Here is a 15760-nt window from a genome sequence, read left to right on the forward strand (position 1 = left end):
CTCATTGTGGAGGAACAAAAAATGGCACGTAAGAAAATCGCACTCATCGGTGGTGGTCAGATTGGTGGCGTCCTTGCTCAGCTCTGCGCTCTGCGCGAACTCGGCGACGTCGTGATGTTCGATATCGTCGAAGGTCTTCCCCAGGGCAAGATGCTCGACATCGCCGAGGCTGCCCCGGTTGACGGCTTCGACGTCTGCCTGAAAGGTACCAACACCTACGAGGACATCAAAGGCGCCGACGTCGTCATCGTCACCGCCGGTCTCCCCCGCAAACCGGGCATGAGCCGCGACGACCTGATCGAAGTCAACTCCAAGATCATGACCTCCGTCGCCGAAGGGATCAAGGCCAACGCCCCCAACGCCTTCGTGATCGTCATCTCCAACCCGCTCGACGCCATGGTGACCCTCTGCCAGAAGATCACCGGCTTCCCGCACAACAAGATCATCGGCCAGGCCGGCGTGCTCGACTCCGCCCGCTTCAAGGCCTTCATCGCCTGGGAACTCGGCGTCTCCGTGAAGGACGTCAACGCCATGACCCTGGGCGGCCACGGCGACGACATGGTGCCGCTGATCCGCTACGCCTCCGTGAACGGCATCCCGGTCATGGAGCTCCTCGAGAGGAAGTACAAGGACAAAGCCAAGGCCAAAGAAGTCATGGACGCCATGGTCAAGCGTACCCGCGGTGCGGGCGGCGAGGTTGTCGCCCTGCTGAAAACCGGTTCCGCCTTCTACTCCCCGGCTTCCTCCGCCATCGCGATGGCCGAGTCCTACCTCAAGGACTCCAAGCGCGTACTCCCCTCCTGCGTGTACCTCAACGGCGAGTTCGGCGTGAAAGGGTACTACGTCGGCGTTCCGACCGTGATCGGCGCTGGCGGCATCGAGTCCATCCTCGAGTTCGAACTGGATGCCGACGAGCAGGCCATGATGGACAAGTCGGTCGCCGCCGTTAAAGAACTGGTCGGCACCCTGAAGTAACAGGCCTCACGAAATCTGTACCAGGGGCAAGGAGGTGTCCCCTCCTTGCCCCTTTTTTGCGGCAACGGTACCGATAAAGTATCGTTTTATCCGAATATTGCCGCTTGCATTGTGTATACAGATTGTGTTATAAGGCAACATTTCCAGCCTCAAAAAGGCATTTCAGTCAAAGGAGCTACGTGGATGGAGAAAAAACTGCCGACGATCGAGATCATCGAAAAGTACTGCAAGGGGTGCCACATCTGTGTGGAATTCTGCCCGACCAAAGTCTTGGAGATGAAAGGTTTTGTGGCAAGCGTCAAGAACCTTGAAGCTTGCATCAAGTGCATGCAGTGCGAACTGCGCTGCCCTGACTTTGCCATCAAAGTGTCAGCTTAATAATTTCAGGAGGTAGTTAAAGTGGCTAAAAAAGTTGCATTCCTTCAGGGGAACGAGGCAGCCGCTCAGGGTGCGCTCTACGCCGGTTGCACTTTCTTCGGCGGTTATCCGATCACCCCTTCCACCGAGGTGGCCGAGGTGATGTCCGTTGAGCTGCCGAAGATCGGCGGCAAGTTCATCCAGATGGAGGACGAGATCGGCGCCATGGCTTCCGTCATCGGCGCATCGCTCACCGGCGCGAAAGTTCTTACCGCGACCTCCGGCCCGGGCCTCTCCCTCAAGCAGGAGCTGATCGGTTACGCCTGCATCGCCGAGACCCCGTGCGTCATCGTCAACGTCATGAGGGGCGGCCCCTCCACCGGCATGCCGACCGGCCCGTCGCAGTCCGACGTGATGAGCGCCAAGTGGGGCACCCACGGTGACCACCCGGCCATCTGCCTGACCCCGGCCTCCGTCCAGGAGCTCTTCGAAGAAACCGTCCGCGCCTTCAACCTGGCCGAGAAGTACCGCACCCCGGTCATGGTCATGCCGGACGAGATCGTCGCCCACATGCGTGAGCGCATCGTGTTCCCCGAGCCGGGCGAGCTCGAAGTGATCAACCGCACCGCTCCGTCGGTCGGCCCGGCCGAGTACAAGCCGTACGACACGAGCTTCGGCGACGTGCCGCCCCTGGCCGCCTTCGGCTCCGGCTACCGCTTCCACGTCACCGGCCTCAACAAGGGCCAGGACGGCTTCCCGACCACCAAGGCCGCCTGGGTCCAGGCCGAGGAAGAGCGCCAGGTCCGTAAAGTTGAAGCCAACGTGGACGACATCGTCCAGTTCGAAGAGTACCTGCTGGACGACGCCGAGGTTGCCGTGGTCGCCTTCGGTTCCACCTCCCGTTCCGCCCGTTTCGCCGTGAACGAAGCCCGCAAGCAGGGTATCAAAGCCGGCCTCTTCAGGATCAAGACCTTCTGGCCGTTCCCGGAGAAGCAGATCAACGCTCTCGCCGGCAAGGTGAAGGCCATCATCACCCCGGAGATGAACCTCGGTATGTGCACCGGCGTGGTCAAAGGGTGCATCGACGGCAAGGCTCCGGTCCACGGCATCTTCCGTGTTGACGGCGAGCCGATCAACCCGGGGCAGATCCTCGAAAAGATCAAGGAGGTCAAGTAACATGGCTTTTGATTACGATAAATACATCCGCCCCGGTAAGCTCCCGCACATCTGGTGCCCGGGCTGCGGCCACGGCATTGTCATGAAGGGTCTGATCAGGGCCATCGATACCCTCGGCCTCGACAAGAACAACACCGCCATCGTCTCCGGTATCGGCTGCGCCTCGCGTCTGCCGGGCTACCTCGACTGCTGCACCCTGCACACCGCTCACGGCCGTGCCGCTGCTTTCGCCACCGGCGTGAAGCTTGCCAAGCCGGAGATGAACGTGATCCTGTGCGGCGGCGACGGCGACGGCACCGCCATCGGCGGTAACCACTTCATCCACGCCTGCCGCCGTAACATCGACATGACCTACATCATCATGAACAACAACATCTACGGGATGACCGGTGGCCAGTTCTCCCCCTGCACCCCGACCGGTGCCAAGGCTTCCACCACCCCGTACGGCAACCCCGACCCGTCCTTCGACGTCGCCCAGCTCGCCATCGGCGCCGGCGCCACCTTCGTGGCCCGCGGAACCGCCTACCACGCGACCCAGATCGACAAGCTGATCGTCGAGGCGATCCAGCACAAAGGCTTCTCCGTGGTCGAGATCCTGGACGACTGCCCGACCACCTACGGCCGCCGCAACAAGTTCAAGTCGGTCATCGAGATGATGAACCGCCTGAAAGACGTCGCCGTTCCGGTCAAGGCCGCCGAGAAGATGACCGCCGAGCAGCTCCAGGGCAAGATCATCACCGGTGTCCTGCACAAGGTCGAGAAGCCGGAGTACACCACCGAGTACGCCAAAGTCATCGAGCGCGCCCAGAAATAAAAAAGTAAGGAGAACCCAAAATGTCTCAGAGATATGAAATCAGATTTTCCGGGGCAGGCGGGCAGGGTCTCATCCTTGCCGGCGTGATCATGGCCGAAGCCGCCTCCATCTACGACGGGAAACAGGCTGTCCAGTCCCAGAGCTACGGTCCGGAGGCCCGTGGTGGCGCTTCCAAGTCGGAAGTCATCGTTTCCGACGCCACCATCGACTACCCGAAGGCCACCGTGGTCGACGCCCTCTTGGCGCTGACCCAGGAAGCCTGCGACAAGTACTCCCACGACCTCAAAGAGGGTGGCGTGCTGCTGATCGACTCCGACCTCGTGAAGAATCTCCCCAAAGGGAACTTCAAGACCGTCGCCTTCCCGATCATCAACACCGCCAAGAACGAAGTCGGCCGCGAGATCGTGGCCAACATCGTCGCTCTCGGCGCCATCGTCGCCCTGACCGGCGTGGTCTCCAAGGAGTCCGCCGAGAAGGCCGTGCTCTCCCGCGTACCGGAAGCCTTCCTCGAGCTGAACAAGAAGGCCTTCAACATGGGCTACGAGAAGGCGATCGCCGCCCAGGCCTAAGCCGACCCGGAACATCGCAGTACCGGCCCGGCGGGGAAACCCGCCGGGCTTTTTTTTTGCCTCCTCGCCCCTTCAGGGGAGAGGGCGGCCGCGGGACGGGTGAGGGAGGTTCTCAAGGACTCCTCCGTCATCTGCTATACTTTCCTTAAAAGCAATACTCTCCGTCGTTAATACCATTTAGGCATACTCCCGAGGCCCCGATGTCCATCGAACTTTGCCACATGGCCCTGCGACAGACCCTGGACCTGATCTCCCTGACCGACAGCACGCTGAAGGACCTGTCCCGCCGCAAGTTCACCTCGGATGAACTGTATTACCAGGTACTGGCCCATCTGCTGGGAGGGAAGGGGAGGCGCGGTCCGGCGGCGATCTTCATCGCCCAGGAAGGCCCCAACTGCACCTGCTGCACCGGAAGGGTCTTTCACCTGAGGGAGGGACAGCTGATCGAGCGATCCGATGAGATCACCATCGAACCGGATTCCAGCTACGCCCTGAGCCTGGTGCGGGTGGAGGGTGGCACCGACGTGGTCCCCATCAACTGGAGGGAGATCAGCGGGAGCATCGAGGAGTTCCAGAACTTCTTTCATCCCTCCGTGGTGAGGGCGATGGGGGATCCCATCCTCAATTTCGTGAGCTGCCGGATAAGCGGCGGCTCCCCCGGGGTGCTGGTGGCCTTCAATTACCCGGGTGGCGCCAGCGAGTACGACGCCGACGTCTTGAGAAGCGCCGCGGTGGTGATCGGCTCCCTCGTCACCGTCTCCGACGAGATGCGGGAGACCGAACGGGCCTTCACCTACACCATCGAGGCCCTGGCGCGCGCCTGCGAGGCGGCCGAGGAGGACACCGGGAGGCACGTGGTCCGGGTCAACCGGTACGCGGGTGCCTTGGCGGCCAACATGGGATTCAACCTGGCCTTCGTGGAGGACATCTCCATATCGGCGCAGATGCACGACGTAGGGAAGATCAGGATCCCGGTAGACATCCTCCTCAAGAAGGGGCCTCTCAACCACCGGGAGATGCAGCTCATACGCCAGCATCCCGCCTTGGGGCTGCAGATACTGGGCGATTCTCCCCGGCTGAAGGTGGCGCGCGAGATCGCCATCTCCCACCACGAGAACTGGGACGGCACCGGTTATCCGAAGCGGCTCAAAGGAGAGCGCATCCCCATCGCCGGCCGTATCGTCAAGGTTGCCGACGTCTACGATGCCCTCCGCTCCCGTCGAAGCTACAAGAGGCCGATGACGCACCAGGAGGCGCTGCAGGTCTTCCGGGAGGGGGACGAGCGGATAAATCCGGAGGGGCATTTCGATCCGGCCGTTTTGGCCGCCTTCTTCAAGATCGAGGGGATGTTCGAGGCGATCTACGACAGTTCTATTCTGAAACTGACCATGAACGGGAGGAAAAGGAAAGGGAGCGAGCGAAGCGAAGCAGGTAAGCCGTAACGCCCTTCACGCGCCGACCACCCCTTCCGACCGGGCGGAAGCTACTCCGCCTCCCTGCGCCGCACCCGCAGCACCTCGACCCGGCGCTGCATGATGATCTGCTGGACCTTCTCGGGCGGGAAGTCCGGCCCCTTCCAAAGCGCCGGATCGATCCCCAACCGGGCGGCGTTCAGCGCCGCCACTTCCAGGGTCTCCATCCATCCCTTCATCCCAACCTTGAAATCAGCTTCGACGAGAAGCGGCAGGAATGCGTCGATCCCCCCCTTGATGGCGCCCAAGGCCAGTTTGATCCTCGTCGAATCGCGCAGCTCATCCCAGCGGTTGGCGTTGCCGTGGAGGGCGCAGGCGGCCCGCAAACCTCTTTGCAGGGAGGAGGGGAGGCGGAGCCTGGTGCAGAACTGACGGGCGGCATCCGCGCCCGCCTCCTCGTGTCCGTGGTGCTTCGGGTAAAGCTCCTCCGCGGTGGCCAGTTTACCGAGGTCGTGGAAGAGGGCGCAGAAGCGGGCCTTGACGTCGGGGGTGAGGGCGGTCATCCGCTCGAGGGTCAGCATCGAGTGCTCCAAGAGGTCGCCTTCCGGGTGGTGGAGCGGCCCGGCGGGAACCTGGGGCATCAGGAAAATCTCGGGGAGGAGGTTGCCGCCTACGTTGAGCTGGAGCATGCGGCGGAAGAAACGGGACGGGGCGTCCTTGGAGAGCGCCTTCAGCATCTCCTGGGAGAAACGCTCCATCGGAAGGCGGGAGAGCGCTTCCGACCACTGCCGGGAGGAGATCGCCGCCTCCGCCTCGGCATCGAGCCGCCACCCTTCGCACTCGAACCGGAAAGCGCGGAAGATCCTGGCAGGATCGTCGGAGAGACTCGTCGGCGAGCAGAGTTGAAGCACCCTGTTCTCGACCGCAAGTCTTCCGTCCAGCGGGTCCTCGACCGTGCCGTCGAGCTTCATCGCCATGGCGTTGGCGGTGAAGTCCCTTCGGCGCAGGTCCTCCGCGAGATCCCCGGGGGAGGAAAGCCGCGTCACCTCCACCTTGCCGAGTTCCCTGTCGAAGCGGAAATAGATATTGGGAGAGCTCTTGGCCTCCACCAGACGAAAGCCAAGCGAGGTGAGATCGTCGGGGGGGACGATGGCAACGAGATCGATGTCCTGGCAGGGGATGCCGAGCATGAAATCCCGCACCATCCCGCCGACCATAAAGAGCCGGTCGTGCAGTTGCGACGGGAAGAGGCGTCTTACCTTTTCGATGACACGATCCATCGCGTTGCCCCTTTCCCGTCCACATAAAACGTTTCGATGCACGCCGAAACAAACAAATGGTGGACACCCGGTGCCCACCATTATCCCCTGACGATGAAGAGAGTGTATTTTATACCCTCGCCCCTTCAGGGGAGAGGGTGGCCGAAGGCCGGGTGGGGGAGGTTTTTTCTACGTTGAACCCGCCCCCTCACCCTGGCCCTCTCAGGCTGTTTCCAGCAACGCAACGTCCTCGACATGCACCGTCTGCGGGAACATGTCCACCGGGTTGATCTCGACCGTCCGATAACCCAGCCGGGAGAGTATGTCGAGATCGCGCGCGAGCGTTTCTGGCGAGCAGGACACGTACACGATCCGCTTCGGTTTGATGGCCGCGACGCTCTTCAGCACCTTCTCCTCGCACCCCTTGCGCGGGGGGTTGAGCACCACCAGGTCCGCGCCTCCCTCCTCCCCGATCTCGTCGATGAGATGGGCGGCATCGCCCGCCTCGAAGCTGCAGTTCTCCGCCTTGTTGAGAAGCGCGTTGGCCGTGGCATCGGCGACCGCCGCCTCCACGAACTCGATCCCCACCACCTCCCGGGCCTGGTCGGCGAGGAACAGGGAAATCCCGCCGATCCCGCAGTACACGTCGATCACACGTTCCTTGCCGGAGAGTTTGGCCAGCTCCCGCACCTTCTCATAGATGATGTTGGCTGCGCCGCTGTTGACCTGGAAAAAAGAGTGGGGCGAAAGGTGGAAGCTCTTCTCCCCGACGTAGGCGCGCAGGGTGTGCTCGCGGGTGAGGAAGCGGTCCTTGTGCCCGAAGATGACGTTGCCGGTCGAGGCGTTGATGTTCTGGGCGACCACGTCGACCTCCGGCACCGCCTGCTGGACGAACTTCGCCAGGTGGTGGATCTCGTTGTACCCCTGGTCGCTGGTGACGAAGACCACCATGACCCGCTCGCTCGGCTCGGCCACGCGGACCACCAGGTAGCGGAGAAGACCCATCTCGCTCTTCGGGTTGTAGATAGGGACTTTCCCTTTCTTGATCCCCTCCTTGGCCGCCTTAACGACCTTGTTGATGAGGGGGTGGTGGAGCGGGCAGTCCGCAATCTCCAGCACGTCGTGCGTGTTGCGGCGGTAGATGCCGATGACCGGATCGGAATGCTTGCCGGCAACCACCAGCTTGGCCGTGTTCCGGTACTCCAGCTGTTTCGGGGAGGCGATGGTGTCGTGGATCGGGACCGCCGCCAGCGAAGGGTACTTGGTCATCTCGCGCTGGACCATGTTCTTCTTCCAGGCGAGTTGGGCCGGATAGCGCATCTGGATGAGAGGACAGCCGTCGCAGGCTTTCCCCATCCCGCAGGCGGGAGCCGCCTCACGATCGGCGGAGGTCTTGAGAACCTTGATGATGTTGCCGAACGATTCGCGGCGGCCGACATAGGTGATTCTGGCCACCAGCACCTCGCCCGGAAGCCCACCGGCGACCAGGACGCGCGTTCCCTCGTGATGGGCGACGCCGAAGCCGTCCTCGTTGGTGGAGGTGATGGATAGCTCCACCGTCATTCCGCTTCGCAGGCTCGGCTTGCCCGGCGTTTCCCGCTGCTCGCCGCCGCGCGTGGCTACTTTGGGGGCCTTATCCTTGGTTGCGGCCTTAGAGGGTGCGGAGCCGGCAGGAGAATCCGCTCCTCGCGCGGCCTTAAAGCGTGCGGAGCCGGCAGGAGAGTCCGCTCCACGTGCGGCCTTAAAGCGTGCGGAGCCGGCAGGAGAGTCCGCTCCCCGCGCGGCCTTAGAGCGTGCGGAACCGGCAGGAGAATCCGCTCCCCGTGCAGCACGCGGGGGGCTCTTTTCAAAGGCACGGGCCTTGGTACCTTTGGGGGCCTGGATGGTTCCGTGTTTGGCCTCTTCGTTATCGAAATCGCGGTGCTTCAGCCTCTCGGCTCTGCGGGGAGGCTTGGACACCGGCTCGGAGCTGCTGCCGGCATTGGTCGCGTTTCGTTTTTCCCGGGGATCCTGATCGCCGTGTCCCGGGTTCCCCTTCGAGGGAGCGCCGCCGCCACGCTTGGGAAAGAGAGCCTTATCCGCATGAGGCTTGAAGGGCTTTGCGGCGGTCCCCTTCGACGCACCACTCTTTACGTGGTCTTTTTTCTCTGAGTGGGCGTTGCCGGCTTTGGCCGTGATGTCTGTCGTATGTCTTTTATTTTTCATGCCCTCTTACTTAAATGGAAAACCCCCCACTGTCAACCGCCGAATCACCGATCTCTCTTGCACCGCCCCCCGCCGGCGCTACACTTTGACCATTGTTTCCCCCTTCTCCATAGTCTCGCTCCCCGCATCTTTCGTTGCTCACTCCCAAAGGGTGGAGACTGGTTCCCTTTTGCGAAGGGGGGACAGGGGGGATATTGCCTAGACGAATCCGATAAGGAGGTGCCCATCATGCCACGCCCCCTCTATCTCTTAATCCCGCTCCTGTTATTCGTCCTTGCCGTTTCCCTGTCAGCCAAGGAGGTGCGAAAGATGAACCTGACCAGCCCCGCGTTTGCCGACGGCCAGCCGATCCCGGCCCTGTACACCTGCGATGGCAAGGACGCGAGTCCTCCGCTGGCGATCCAGGGTGTCCCCAGCGGAACGAAATCTCTCGCATTGGTCGTCGACGACCCCGATGCCCCGGTGGGTACGTGGGTCCACTGGGTGGTCTGGAACATCGCTCCCGGCACCATCGAAATACCCGCCGGCCACGCCCCCGCCGAAGCCCGCCAGGGAACCAACAGCTGGAAGAAGACCAACTACGGCGCCCCCTGTCCCCCCTCCGGTACCCACCGCTACTTCTTCAAGCTCTATGCTCTGAAAGATACTCTCACCCTCCCCTCGTCAGCCCAGAAAAAGGACCTCGAGCATGCCATGCAAGGGAAGATACTGGCACAGTGCGAGTTGATGGGGACCTACAGCAAGAAATAAAATCAGATCAACTCCTCCGGCCAACGTTCCCTCCCCTTCAAGGGGAGGGACAGGGTGAGGATGGGGGAAGAGCCATAAAGGGGGGATCTTCCTTGATTTCCGGGGCTGATTTAGCTACTATGTCCCGCTATGAAAAAAACAACCAAGCAGATCAAGGTAGGTAATATCCCCATCGGCGGCGGCGCTCCCTGCGTCGTCCAGTCCATGTGCTCCACCGACACGCGAAACGTAGAGGCGACCCTCGCCCAGATCGGTCAACTGGCCGAAGTCGGGTGCGAGATCATCCGCTGCGCCGTTCCCGACATGGACGCGGCCCTGGCCCTGGGCAAGATCAAGGCCGGAAGTCCGATGCCCCTCATCGCCGATATCCATTTCGACTACAAACTGGCCCTCAAAGCGCTCGAATCAGGCGTCGACGGTCTCCGTCTCAACCCCGGCAACATCGGCGAGCGCTGGAAGGTCGCCGAGGTCGTCAAGGCTGCCGCAGAACGGCAGATCCCGATCCGCATCGGCGTCAACGGCGGCTCACTCGAAAAGGAGCTGCTGATCAAGTACGGCCACCCGACCCCCGAGGCGATGGTCGAGTCGGCACTTGGTCACGTGCGGATCCTGGAAGAGCTCAACTACGACCAGATCAAGATCTCCATCAAGGTCTCCGATGTCGTACGCACCCTCAAGGCCTACCAGCTTCTCTCCGAAGCCGTCGATTATCCACTCCACATCGGGGTGACCGAAGCCGGCACCAAGTTCTCCGGCACCATCAAGTCGTCCGTGGGGCTCGGCATCCTCCTGAACCAGGGGATCGGCGACACCATGCGCGTTTCCTTGACCGGCGACCCGGTGGACGAGGTGCGGGTGGCCTACGACATCCTTAAATGCCTCGGTCTCAGGCAGCGGGGGATCAACTTCGTCTCCTGCCCGACCTGCGGGCGTTGCCAGATCGATCTCATCCCGGTGGCGGAAGAGGTCGAGCGCAGGCTCGGCTTCCTCGACAAGAACATCACGGTCGCCGTGATGGGGTGCGCCGTCAACGGTCCCGGCGAGGCCCGCGAAGCCGACTTCGGTATCGCCGGCGGAAAAGGGGAGGGGCTCCTCTTCAAAAACGGGGAGATCATCCGCAAAGTCCCCGAGGGCGAGATGGCCGACGCACTGGTCGAGGAAGTCCTGAAAGCTACTAACAGCGATAAAAACTAATAACACCTAAACCATTGAACGCGGATGACGCGGATCGGACGGATTTACGCGGATAAACCCTAAAGCTTTCAGGGGGTAACCCAAAGGCTTTTTTGAATCACTGTCTTTTGCCTTATCCGCGCAAATCCGCTCAATCCGCGTCATCCGCGTTCCCTGGCTTTTGATTCGGTTTTTATTTAATCCAATAGAGAGGCTAACCCATGCGCTACTCCCAGTACTTCATCCCGACCGTCAAGGAGACTCCCTCCGACGCCGAGGTCATTTCCCACAAGCTGATGCTGAGGGCCGGCATGATCCGCAAACTGGCCGCCGGCATCTACAATTACCTCCCGCTGGGGCTTCGCTCCATCCGGAAGGTGGAACAGATCGTCCGTGAGGAGATGAACCGCGCCGGCGCCATCGAACTCCTGATGCCGGCCGTGCAGCCTTCCGAACTCTGGAAGGAGTCGGGCCGCTGGGATTTCTACGGCAAGGAGCTCCTCCGCTTCAAGGACCGTAAGGACGCCGAATTCTGCATGGGCCCCACCCACGAGGAAGTAATCACCGACCTGATCCGCAAGGAGATCCGCAGCTACCGCCAGATGCCGATCAACCTGTACCAGGTCCAGGGTAAGTTCCGTGACGAGATCCGCCCCCGCTTCGGCCTGATGCGCGGCCGCGAGTTCATCATGAAGGACGCCTACTCCTTCGACGTGAACGAGGCCGGCGGCAACGTCTCCTACGAGAAGATGTACAAGGCCTACCGCCGGATCTTCGAGCGCTGCGGCCTCAGGTTCCGCGCCGTCGAGGCCGACACCGGCACCATCGGGGGGAACTACTCCCATGAGTTCATGGTGCTGGCCGACTCCGGCGAGGACGCCATCGTCTCCTGCTCGCACTGCGAGTACGCCGCCAACATGGAGAAGGCCGAGGCGAAGAGCGCGACCGGAGCCGAGCACGCCGATCCCCGCCCGCTGGAAAGGGTGGCGACCCCGGGGCAGAAGAGCATCGAGGACGTTGCCAAGTTCCTCGGCCTCAACACCACCCAGATCGTGAAGACCCTGGTGCTGGTGGCCGACGGAGAGCCGGTGGTGGCCCTTCTCAGGGGCGACTACGACCTCAACGAGATCAAGCTGAAGAACCATTTGAACTGCACCGAGTTGGAGATGGCCGAGGACGAGGTGGTCGTGAAAGTCACCGGCGCACCGACCGGTTACGCCGGCCCGGTTGGTCTCGCCGGCAAGGTCAAGATCGTTGCCGACCTCTCCGTCGAGGGGCTCCGCAACTTCGTGACCGGCGCCAACGCCGCCGACACCCACTTAAAGAACGTCAACGCCGGCCGCGACTTCCCGGCGCCCGAGTTCGTCGATATCAGGAACGTCGTAGTGGGAGACGAGTGCCCCCGCTGCGTGGACGGCCACCTGGAGATCTGGCGCGGCATCGAAGTCGGGCACGTCTTCAAGCTGGGGACCAAGTACTCCAAGGCCTTGAACGCGAGCTACCTCGACGCCGAGGGGAAAGAGCAGATCATCTTCATGGGGTGCTACGGCATCGGCATCGGCCGCACCGTGGCCGCCTGCATCGAGCAAAACCATGACGAGAACGGGATCATCTTCCCGATCCCCATCGCCCCCTTCCACTGCATCATCTCCGAGCTGGGTGGCGCCAAGGACGAAGCGGTGAAAAAGGCTGCCGAGGAGATCTACGAGCAGCTGATGGAGGCCGGTGTCGAGGTGCTTTTGGACGACCGCGACGAGCGTCCCGGCTTCAAGTTCAAGGACGCCGACCTGATCGGCATCCCGCTCAGGATCGTGGTCGGGGCGAAGAACCTGGTAGACGGCAAAGTCGAGCTCAAAGAGAGAAGAAGCGGTGAAGTAGAGATCCTCCCGATCGCCGACGCCGTCGCCAAAGTCAAAGCCGCCGTCAAAGAGGCACTGAAGGCTTAACATCAAACACAATTAGAACGCGGATGACGCGGATTTAACGGATTTACGCGGATACTGCAATATCAGGATTAAGACTAAAATCTTTTAGACTTTGGGGGACCCCCAAAAGCTTTTTAGGTTTGATCCGCGATAATCCGCCCAATCCGCGTCATCCGCGTTCCATGATTTTAGGGGTTCCAATATGACCAGAGAAGAAGCAATCAAGAAGATCATTTTCGCCATGGACGTCAAAGGTTTCGACGAGGTCGAGATGTGGGCCGAGCGCCTCTCCGGCCACGTCGGCGTCTTCAAGGTCGGCAAGCAGCTCTACACCTCCTGCGGCCCCGAGGCGGTCCGCATGATCCAGAAGCATGGCGGCGAGATCTTCCTCGACCTCAAGTACCACGACATCCCCAACACCGTCGCCATGGCCACCCTCGAGGCTGCCAACCTCGGCGTGAAACTCTGCGACCTCCACGCCCTGGGCGGGTTCGAGATGATGAACACCACCATGGAGACCCTCGACAAGAACTTCAAAGCCGCCGAGCGTCCCAAGGTTTTGGCCATCACCATCCTCACCTCCTCCAACGAGGAGACCCTGCGCGGCATCGGCATCGAGCTCTCCGTCCCCGAGATGGTCGTGAAGCTCGCCAAGCTCGCCAAGAGCGCCGGTGTCGATGGCGTGGTCGCCTCCCCGCAGGAAGTCGGCCTCATCCGCGAGGCCTGCGGCAACGACTTCCTGGTCGTCACCCCCGGCGTGCGTCCCGCCTTCGCCTCCACCGACGACCAGAAACGGATCATGACTCCGGCCGACGCCGTCAAAGCCGGCTCCTCCTACCTGGTGATCGGCCGCCCCATCGCCGCCGCCAAGGACCCGGTCGCCGCCGCCAAGCTCATCGTCGACGAGATCGTAGCCGGTTAAAACCTAAAAGCCATAGAACGCGGATGACGCGGATGTAACGGATGTACGCGGATACTGCAAAAGCAGGATCAAGTCTTAAGCCCTTTAGCCTTTGGGGTAACCCCAAAAGCTTTGCCGATTAGCGATGATCTTCCGCTATGCGTCCCTTCCCCTTCAAGGGGAAGGACAGGATGAGGATGGGGGCATCGTTCCGGCTCCTTTACCCCATCCTCACCCCCGCCCTCTCCTTGAAGGAGAGGGAGAGTTGGCCAAGCGGAAGATGGCTGCTAATCAGGAAAGCCTTCAGGTTTATCCGCGTAAATCCGCTCAATCCGCGTCATCCGCGTTCATGGTTTGTCGCCTGATTCCTTTTTATCCGTCATCCGCGTTCGATGTTTTTAGTGTTTAAGGGTTCCCCATGTCCCCCAAAGAAGAAATAATCTACGGCCTCAACCCCGTCACCGAAGCCCTCCGCGGCACCCGTCGCATCTTCGAGCTCTTCATCTCCGGTTCCTCCTCCGACAAGAGAATCGAAAAGCTTCTGAAGCTCGCCGCCGACCGCAAGGTCCCCGTGCGCCAGCGCGACAAGGGGGATCTCTCCCGTCTCTGCGGGACCGACCACCACCAGGGCGTGGCCCTCAAGGTCGAACCCTTCCCCTACGCCGACTTCGACGACATCCTGGAAAAGGTGAAGGAAACCGGCAACGGCCTCATCCTGGTGCTCGACAGCGTTCAGGACCCGCACAACCTGGGCGCCCTGATCAGGAGCGCCGCCTGTGCCGGCGCGCACGCCGTGGTGATTCCCAAGGACCGCGCCGCCGGCGTCACCGCCGTCGCCGAGAAAGCCTCCGCGGGAGCGGTGGCCACCGTCCCCGTCGCCCAGGTCGTCAACATCTCCCAGGCTCTTGAGGAGCTCAAGAAAAGCGGCTTCTGGGTTTTCGGGGCCGACGGATCGGCCAAGTCCACCCTCTACCAGCAGGACTTCACCGGCCCGGTGGCCCTCGTCATCGGCGGGGAAGGGGAGGGGATCCGTCCCCTGGTCCGCAAATCCTGCGACCAACTGGTAGGCATCCCGATGCAAGGGGGCGTCAACTCCCTCAACGCCTCCGTCGCCGGCGGCATCCTCCTCTTCGAAGTCGTCCGCCAAAGACTGGCTGCCAGGAAATAGGTTTGCCCTGGGTTCCTTCTCCTTCAGGGAGAAGGACAGGATGAGGATGGGGGCCTTGTTCATCAAATCGACGCCCGTGCAACTTTAGCTTGACGCCGCAGATCGCCTGTAGTATATAAATGAAGTTGCTCATGACGCGGGGTGGAGCAGTCTGGTAGCTCGTCGGGCTCATAACCCGAAGGTCACAGGTTCAAATCCTGTCCCCGCAACCAAAACATTACGGCCACTTAGACCTCAAAAGCTAAGTGGCCTTTTTGTTATCCTGACGCAGATGTTGACGCAGGTGGTACTCTGACGCAGTAGAGGCAAGTGTGTCTACTTTGATCCTGCAATTCCCGTCATATCGACATACCACTGTAACCCTCCTATTAGTTCCTACCTTCAACATATCAGTACCTTACCGTGATCCCAGAATATAATGGTGCGAATATTACGTAACATCCCCTCCTTTTGACTCTCACGAGTTTTCAATCCCACACCCCAAAAACTCAGGCCCGCCAAAATGGCGTAGTTAGAGGATAGTCGGTCTAAGAGGCATAGGGTAGACCAGCTTAGAAGCGATACCCCCTGTCCAGAGGCTAATATGGTCGCCGTTGTAGTAAGGTCTAAGAACCTTTTCGGTCACTCAAGATCATTTTGCAAAAAGGCTGCAAAACGATCTCTCCTGATCCGAGTCGAAAGACCCTAAACCCTTTGATATGTAACTGTTATCAGGTGGCAGTTATGACGTGGATTCTATGCTTTAAGCGTCAGTTCTGTTCCATGGAACGTGTAAGTTGGTGATATTGCTATATGGTCTTAGGGTGGATAACCCGTTGCTCGCAATAGTGAACGTAATATCAGATGGTTACGTGATTGGGTTGCCAGTGTTCATTTGCATGTTGGCACTAATGTCATGGGCGGTGGTTGTCTGGTCCACTGTTAAGCCTGGGGTGCTGGTAACACTTGTCGGCCGCCATGGTAATTTGCCAGTTTGAAGGGGGCTGTCGCCAACGAAATTTTCCACCCCCGTCGCCAGCCTAATTTTCCAGTTTGGCTGCAACCGTCGCCAACCTCATTTTCCACTTAGCGATCAG

The 15760-nt window shown here is 60.9% G+C and carries 13 protein-coding genes and 1 tRNA gene; 12 read left to right on the top strand and 2 right to left on the bottom strand.

Annotation, left to right across the window (positions count from 1 at the left end; genetic code table 11):
- The first annotated feature begins 21 nt into the window (after positions 1-21).
- The 6 genes from mdh (at position 22) to ACYVL5_RS20855 (ending at position 5333) form a co-directional block, all read left to right on the top strand.
- The gene (gene mdh, locus ACYVL5_RS20830; RefSeq protein WP_460597494.1) at positions 22-975 is read left to right on the top strand and encodes a malate dehydrogenase; all 954 of its coding nucleotides are present in this window, start codon (positions 22-24) and stop codon (positions 973-975) included.
- A 183-nt stretch (positions 976-1158) separates the two neighbouring features.
- Positions 1159-1353, top strand: coding sequence for a 4Fe-4S binding protein (locus ACYVL5_RS20835; RefSeq protein WP_015836638.1), 195 nt, complete (start codon positions 1159-1161; stop codon positions 1351-1353).
- 21 nt (positions 1354-1374) lie between these two features.
- Complete coding sequence (locus ACYVL5_RS20840) at positions 1375-2508, top strand: 2-oxoacid:acceptor oxidoreductase subunit alpha (protein ID WP_460597495.1); 1134 nt, start codon at positions 1375-1377, stop codon at positions 2506-2508.
- Between the two features lies 1 nt (position 2509).
- Positions 2510-3322 carry a 2-oxoacid:ferredoxin oxidoreductase subunit beta gene (locus ACYVL5_RS20845; protein WP_460597496.1) on the top strand — a complete coding sequence of 271 codons (813 nt, stop codon included), beginning with the start codon at positions 2510-2512 and terminating at the stop codon, positions 3320-3322.
- 20 nt (positions 3323-3342) lie between these two features.
- Positions 3343-3891, top strand: coding sequence for a 2-oxoacid:acceptor oxidoreductase family protein (locus tag ACYVL5_RS20850; RefSeq protein WP_460597497.1), 549 nt, complete (start codon positions 3343-3345; stop codon positions 3889-3891).
- Positions 3892-4091: 200 nt separating this feature from the next.
- Positions 4092-5333, top strand: coding sequence for an HD-GYP domain-containing protein (locus ACYVL5_RS20855; protein WP_460597498.1), 1242 nt, complete (start codon positions 4092-4094; stop codon positions 5331-5333).
- A 41-nt stretch (positions 5334-5374) separates the two neighbouring features.
- On the opposite strand, the gene ACYVL5_RS20860 is transcribed toward ACYVL5_RS20855, so the two are convergent.
- Together ACYVL5_RS20860 and rlmD are read right to left on the bottom strand one after the other, a co-directional pair.
- Positions 5375-6583 carry an HD domain-containing protein gene (locus ACYVL5_RS20860; RefSeq protein ID WP_460597499.1) on the bottom strand — a complete coding sequence of 403 codons (1209 nt, stop codon included), beginning with the start codon at positions 6581-6583 and terminating at the stop codon, positions 5375-5377.
- Positions 6584-6784: 201 nt separating this feature from the next.
- Positions 6785-8125: a 23S rRNA (uracil(1939)-C(5))-methyltransferase RlmD gene (gene rlmD, locus ACYVL5_RS20865; RefSeq protein ID WP_460597500.1), complete on the bottom strand. Its 1341-nt coding sequence runs from the start codon at positions 8123-8125 to the stop codon at positions 6785-6787.
- Between the two features lie 951 nt (positions 8126-9076).
- On the opposite strand from rlmD, the gene ACYVL5_RS20870 reads away from it, so the two are divergent.
- The 6 genes from ACYVL5_RS20870 to ACYVL5_RS20895 all read left to right on the top strand — a co-directional run bounded on the left by ACYVL5_RS20870 (position 9077) and on the right by ACYVL5_RS20895 (position 14896).
- Positions 9077-9517, top strand: a complete 441-nt coding sequence (locus ACYVL5_RS20870; RefSeq protein WP_460597501.1) for a YbhB/YbcL family Raf kinase inhibitor-like protein — start codon at positions 9077-9079, stop codon at positions 9515-9517.
- A 129-nt stretch (positions 9518-9646) separates the two neighbouring features.
- Complete coding sequence (gene ispG, locus ACYVL5_RS20875; protein WP_460597502.1) at positions 9647-10711, top strand: flavodoxin/ferredoxin-dependent (E)-4-hydroxy-3-methylbut-2-enyl-diphosphate synthase; 1065 nt, start codon at positions 9647-9649, stop codon at positions 10709-10711.
- 200 nt (positions 10712-10911) lie between these two features.
- Positions 10912-12636 carry a proline--tRNA ligase gene (locus ACYVL5_RS20880; RefSeq protein WP_460597503.1) on the top strand — a complete coding sequence of 575 codons (1725 nt, stop codon included), beginning with the start codon at positions 10912-10914 and terminating at the stop codon, positions 12634-12636.
- Positions 12637-12817: 181 nt separating this feature from the next.
- Positions 12818-13537 (top strand): orotidine 5'-phosphate decarboxylase, encoded by a 720-nt coding sequence (gene pyrF, locus ACYVL5_RS20885; protein ID WP_460597504.1) that lies wholly within the window; start codon positions 12818-12820, stop codon positions 13535-13537.
- Between the two features lie 397 nt (positions 13538-13934).
- Positions 13935-14684 carry a TrmH family RNA methyltransferase gene (rlmB, locus tag ACYVL5_RS20890; protein WP_460597505.1) on the top strand — a complete coding sequence of 250 codons (750 nt, stop codon included), beginning with the start codon at positions 13935-13937 and terminating at the stop codon, positions 14682-14684.
- Positions 14685-14819: 135 nt separating this feature from the next.
- Positions 14820-14896 (top strand) — tRNA-Met (locus ACYVL5_RS20895).
- The last annotated feature ends 864 nt before the right edge of the window (positions 14897-15760 follow it).

Source organism: Geomonas sp. Red276 (assembly GCF_054784495.1).

Excerpts from the sequence above, each read along its gene's own strand:
- mdh (WP_460597494.1), top strand. The coding sequence starts at position 22 with ATGGCACGTAAGAAAATCGCACTCATCGGTGGTGGTCAGATTGGTGGC.
- ACYVL5_RS20870 (WP_460597501.1), top strand. The coding sequence starts at position 9,077 with ATGAACCTGACCAGCCCCGCGTTTGCCGACGGCCAGCCGATCCCGGCC.
- ACYVL5_RS20850 (WP_460597497.1), top strand. The coding sequence starts at position 3,343 with ATGTCTCAGAGATATGAAATCAGATTTTCCGGGGCAGGCGGGCAGGGT.
- rlmB (WP_460597505.1), top strand. The coding sequence starts at position 13,935 with ATGTCCCCCAAAGAAGAAATAATCTACGGCCTCAACCCCGTCACCGAA.
- ACYVL5_RS20855 (WP_460597498.1), top strand. The coding sequence starts at position 4,092 with ATGTCCATCGAACTTTGCCACATGGCCCTGCGACAGACCCTGGACCTG.
- ACYVL5_RS20845 (WP_460597496.1), top strand. The coding sequence starts at position 2,510 with ATGGCTTTTGATTACGATAAATACATCCGCCCCGGTAAGCTCCCGCAC.
- ACYVL5_RS20880 (WP_460597503.1), top strand. The coding sequence starts at position 10,912 with ATGCGCTACTCCCAGTACTTCATCCCGACCGTCAAGGAGACTCCCTCC.
- ACYVL5_RS20835 (WP_015836638.1), top strand. The coding sequence starts at position 1,159 with ATGGAGAAAAAACTGCCGACGATCGAGATCATCGAAAAGTACTGCAAG.
- pyrF (WP_460597504.1), top strand. The coding sequence starts at position 12,818 with ATGACCAGAGAAGAAGCAATCAAGAAGATCATTTTCGCCATGGACGTC.
- ispG (WP_460597502.1), top strand. The coding sequence starts at position 9,647 with ATGAAAAAAACAACCAAGCAGATCAAGGTAGGTAATATCCCCATCGGC.
- ACYVL5_RS20860 (WP_460597499.1), bottom strand. The coding sequence starts at position 6,583 with ATGGATCGTGTCATCGAAAAGGTAAGACGCCTCTTCCCGTCGCAACTG.
- rlmD (WP_460597500.1), bottom strand. The coding sequence starts at position 8,125 with ATGACGGTGGAGCTATCCATCACCTCCACCAACGAGGACGGCTTCGGC.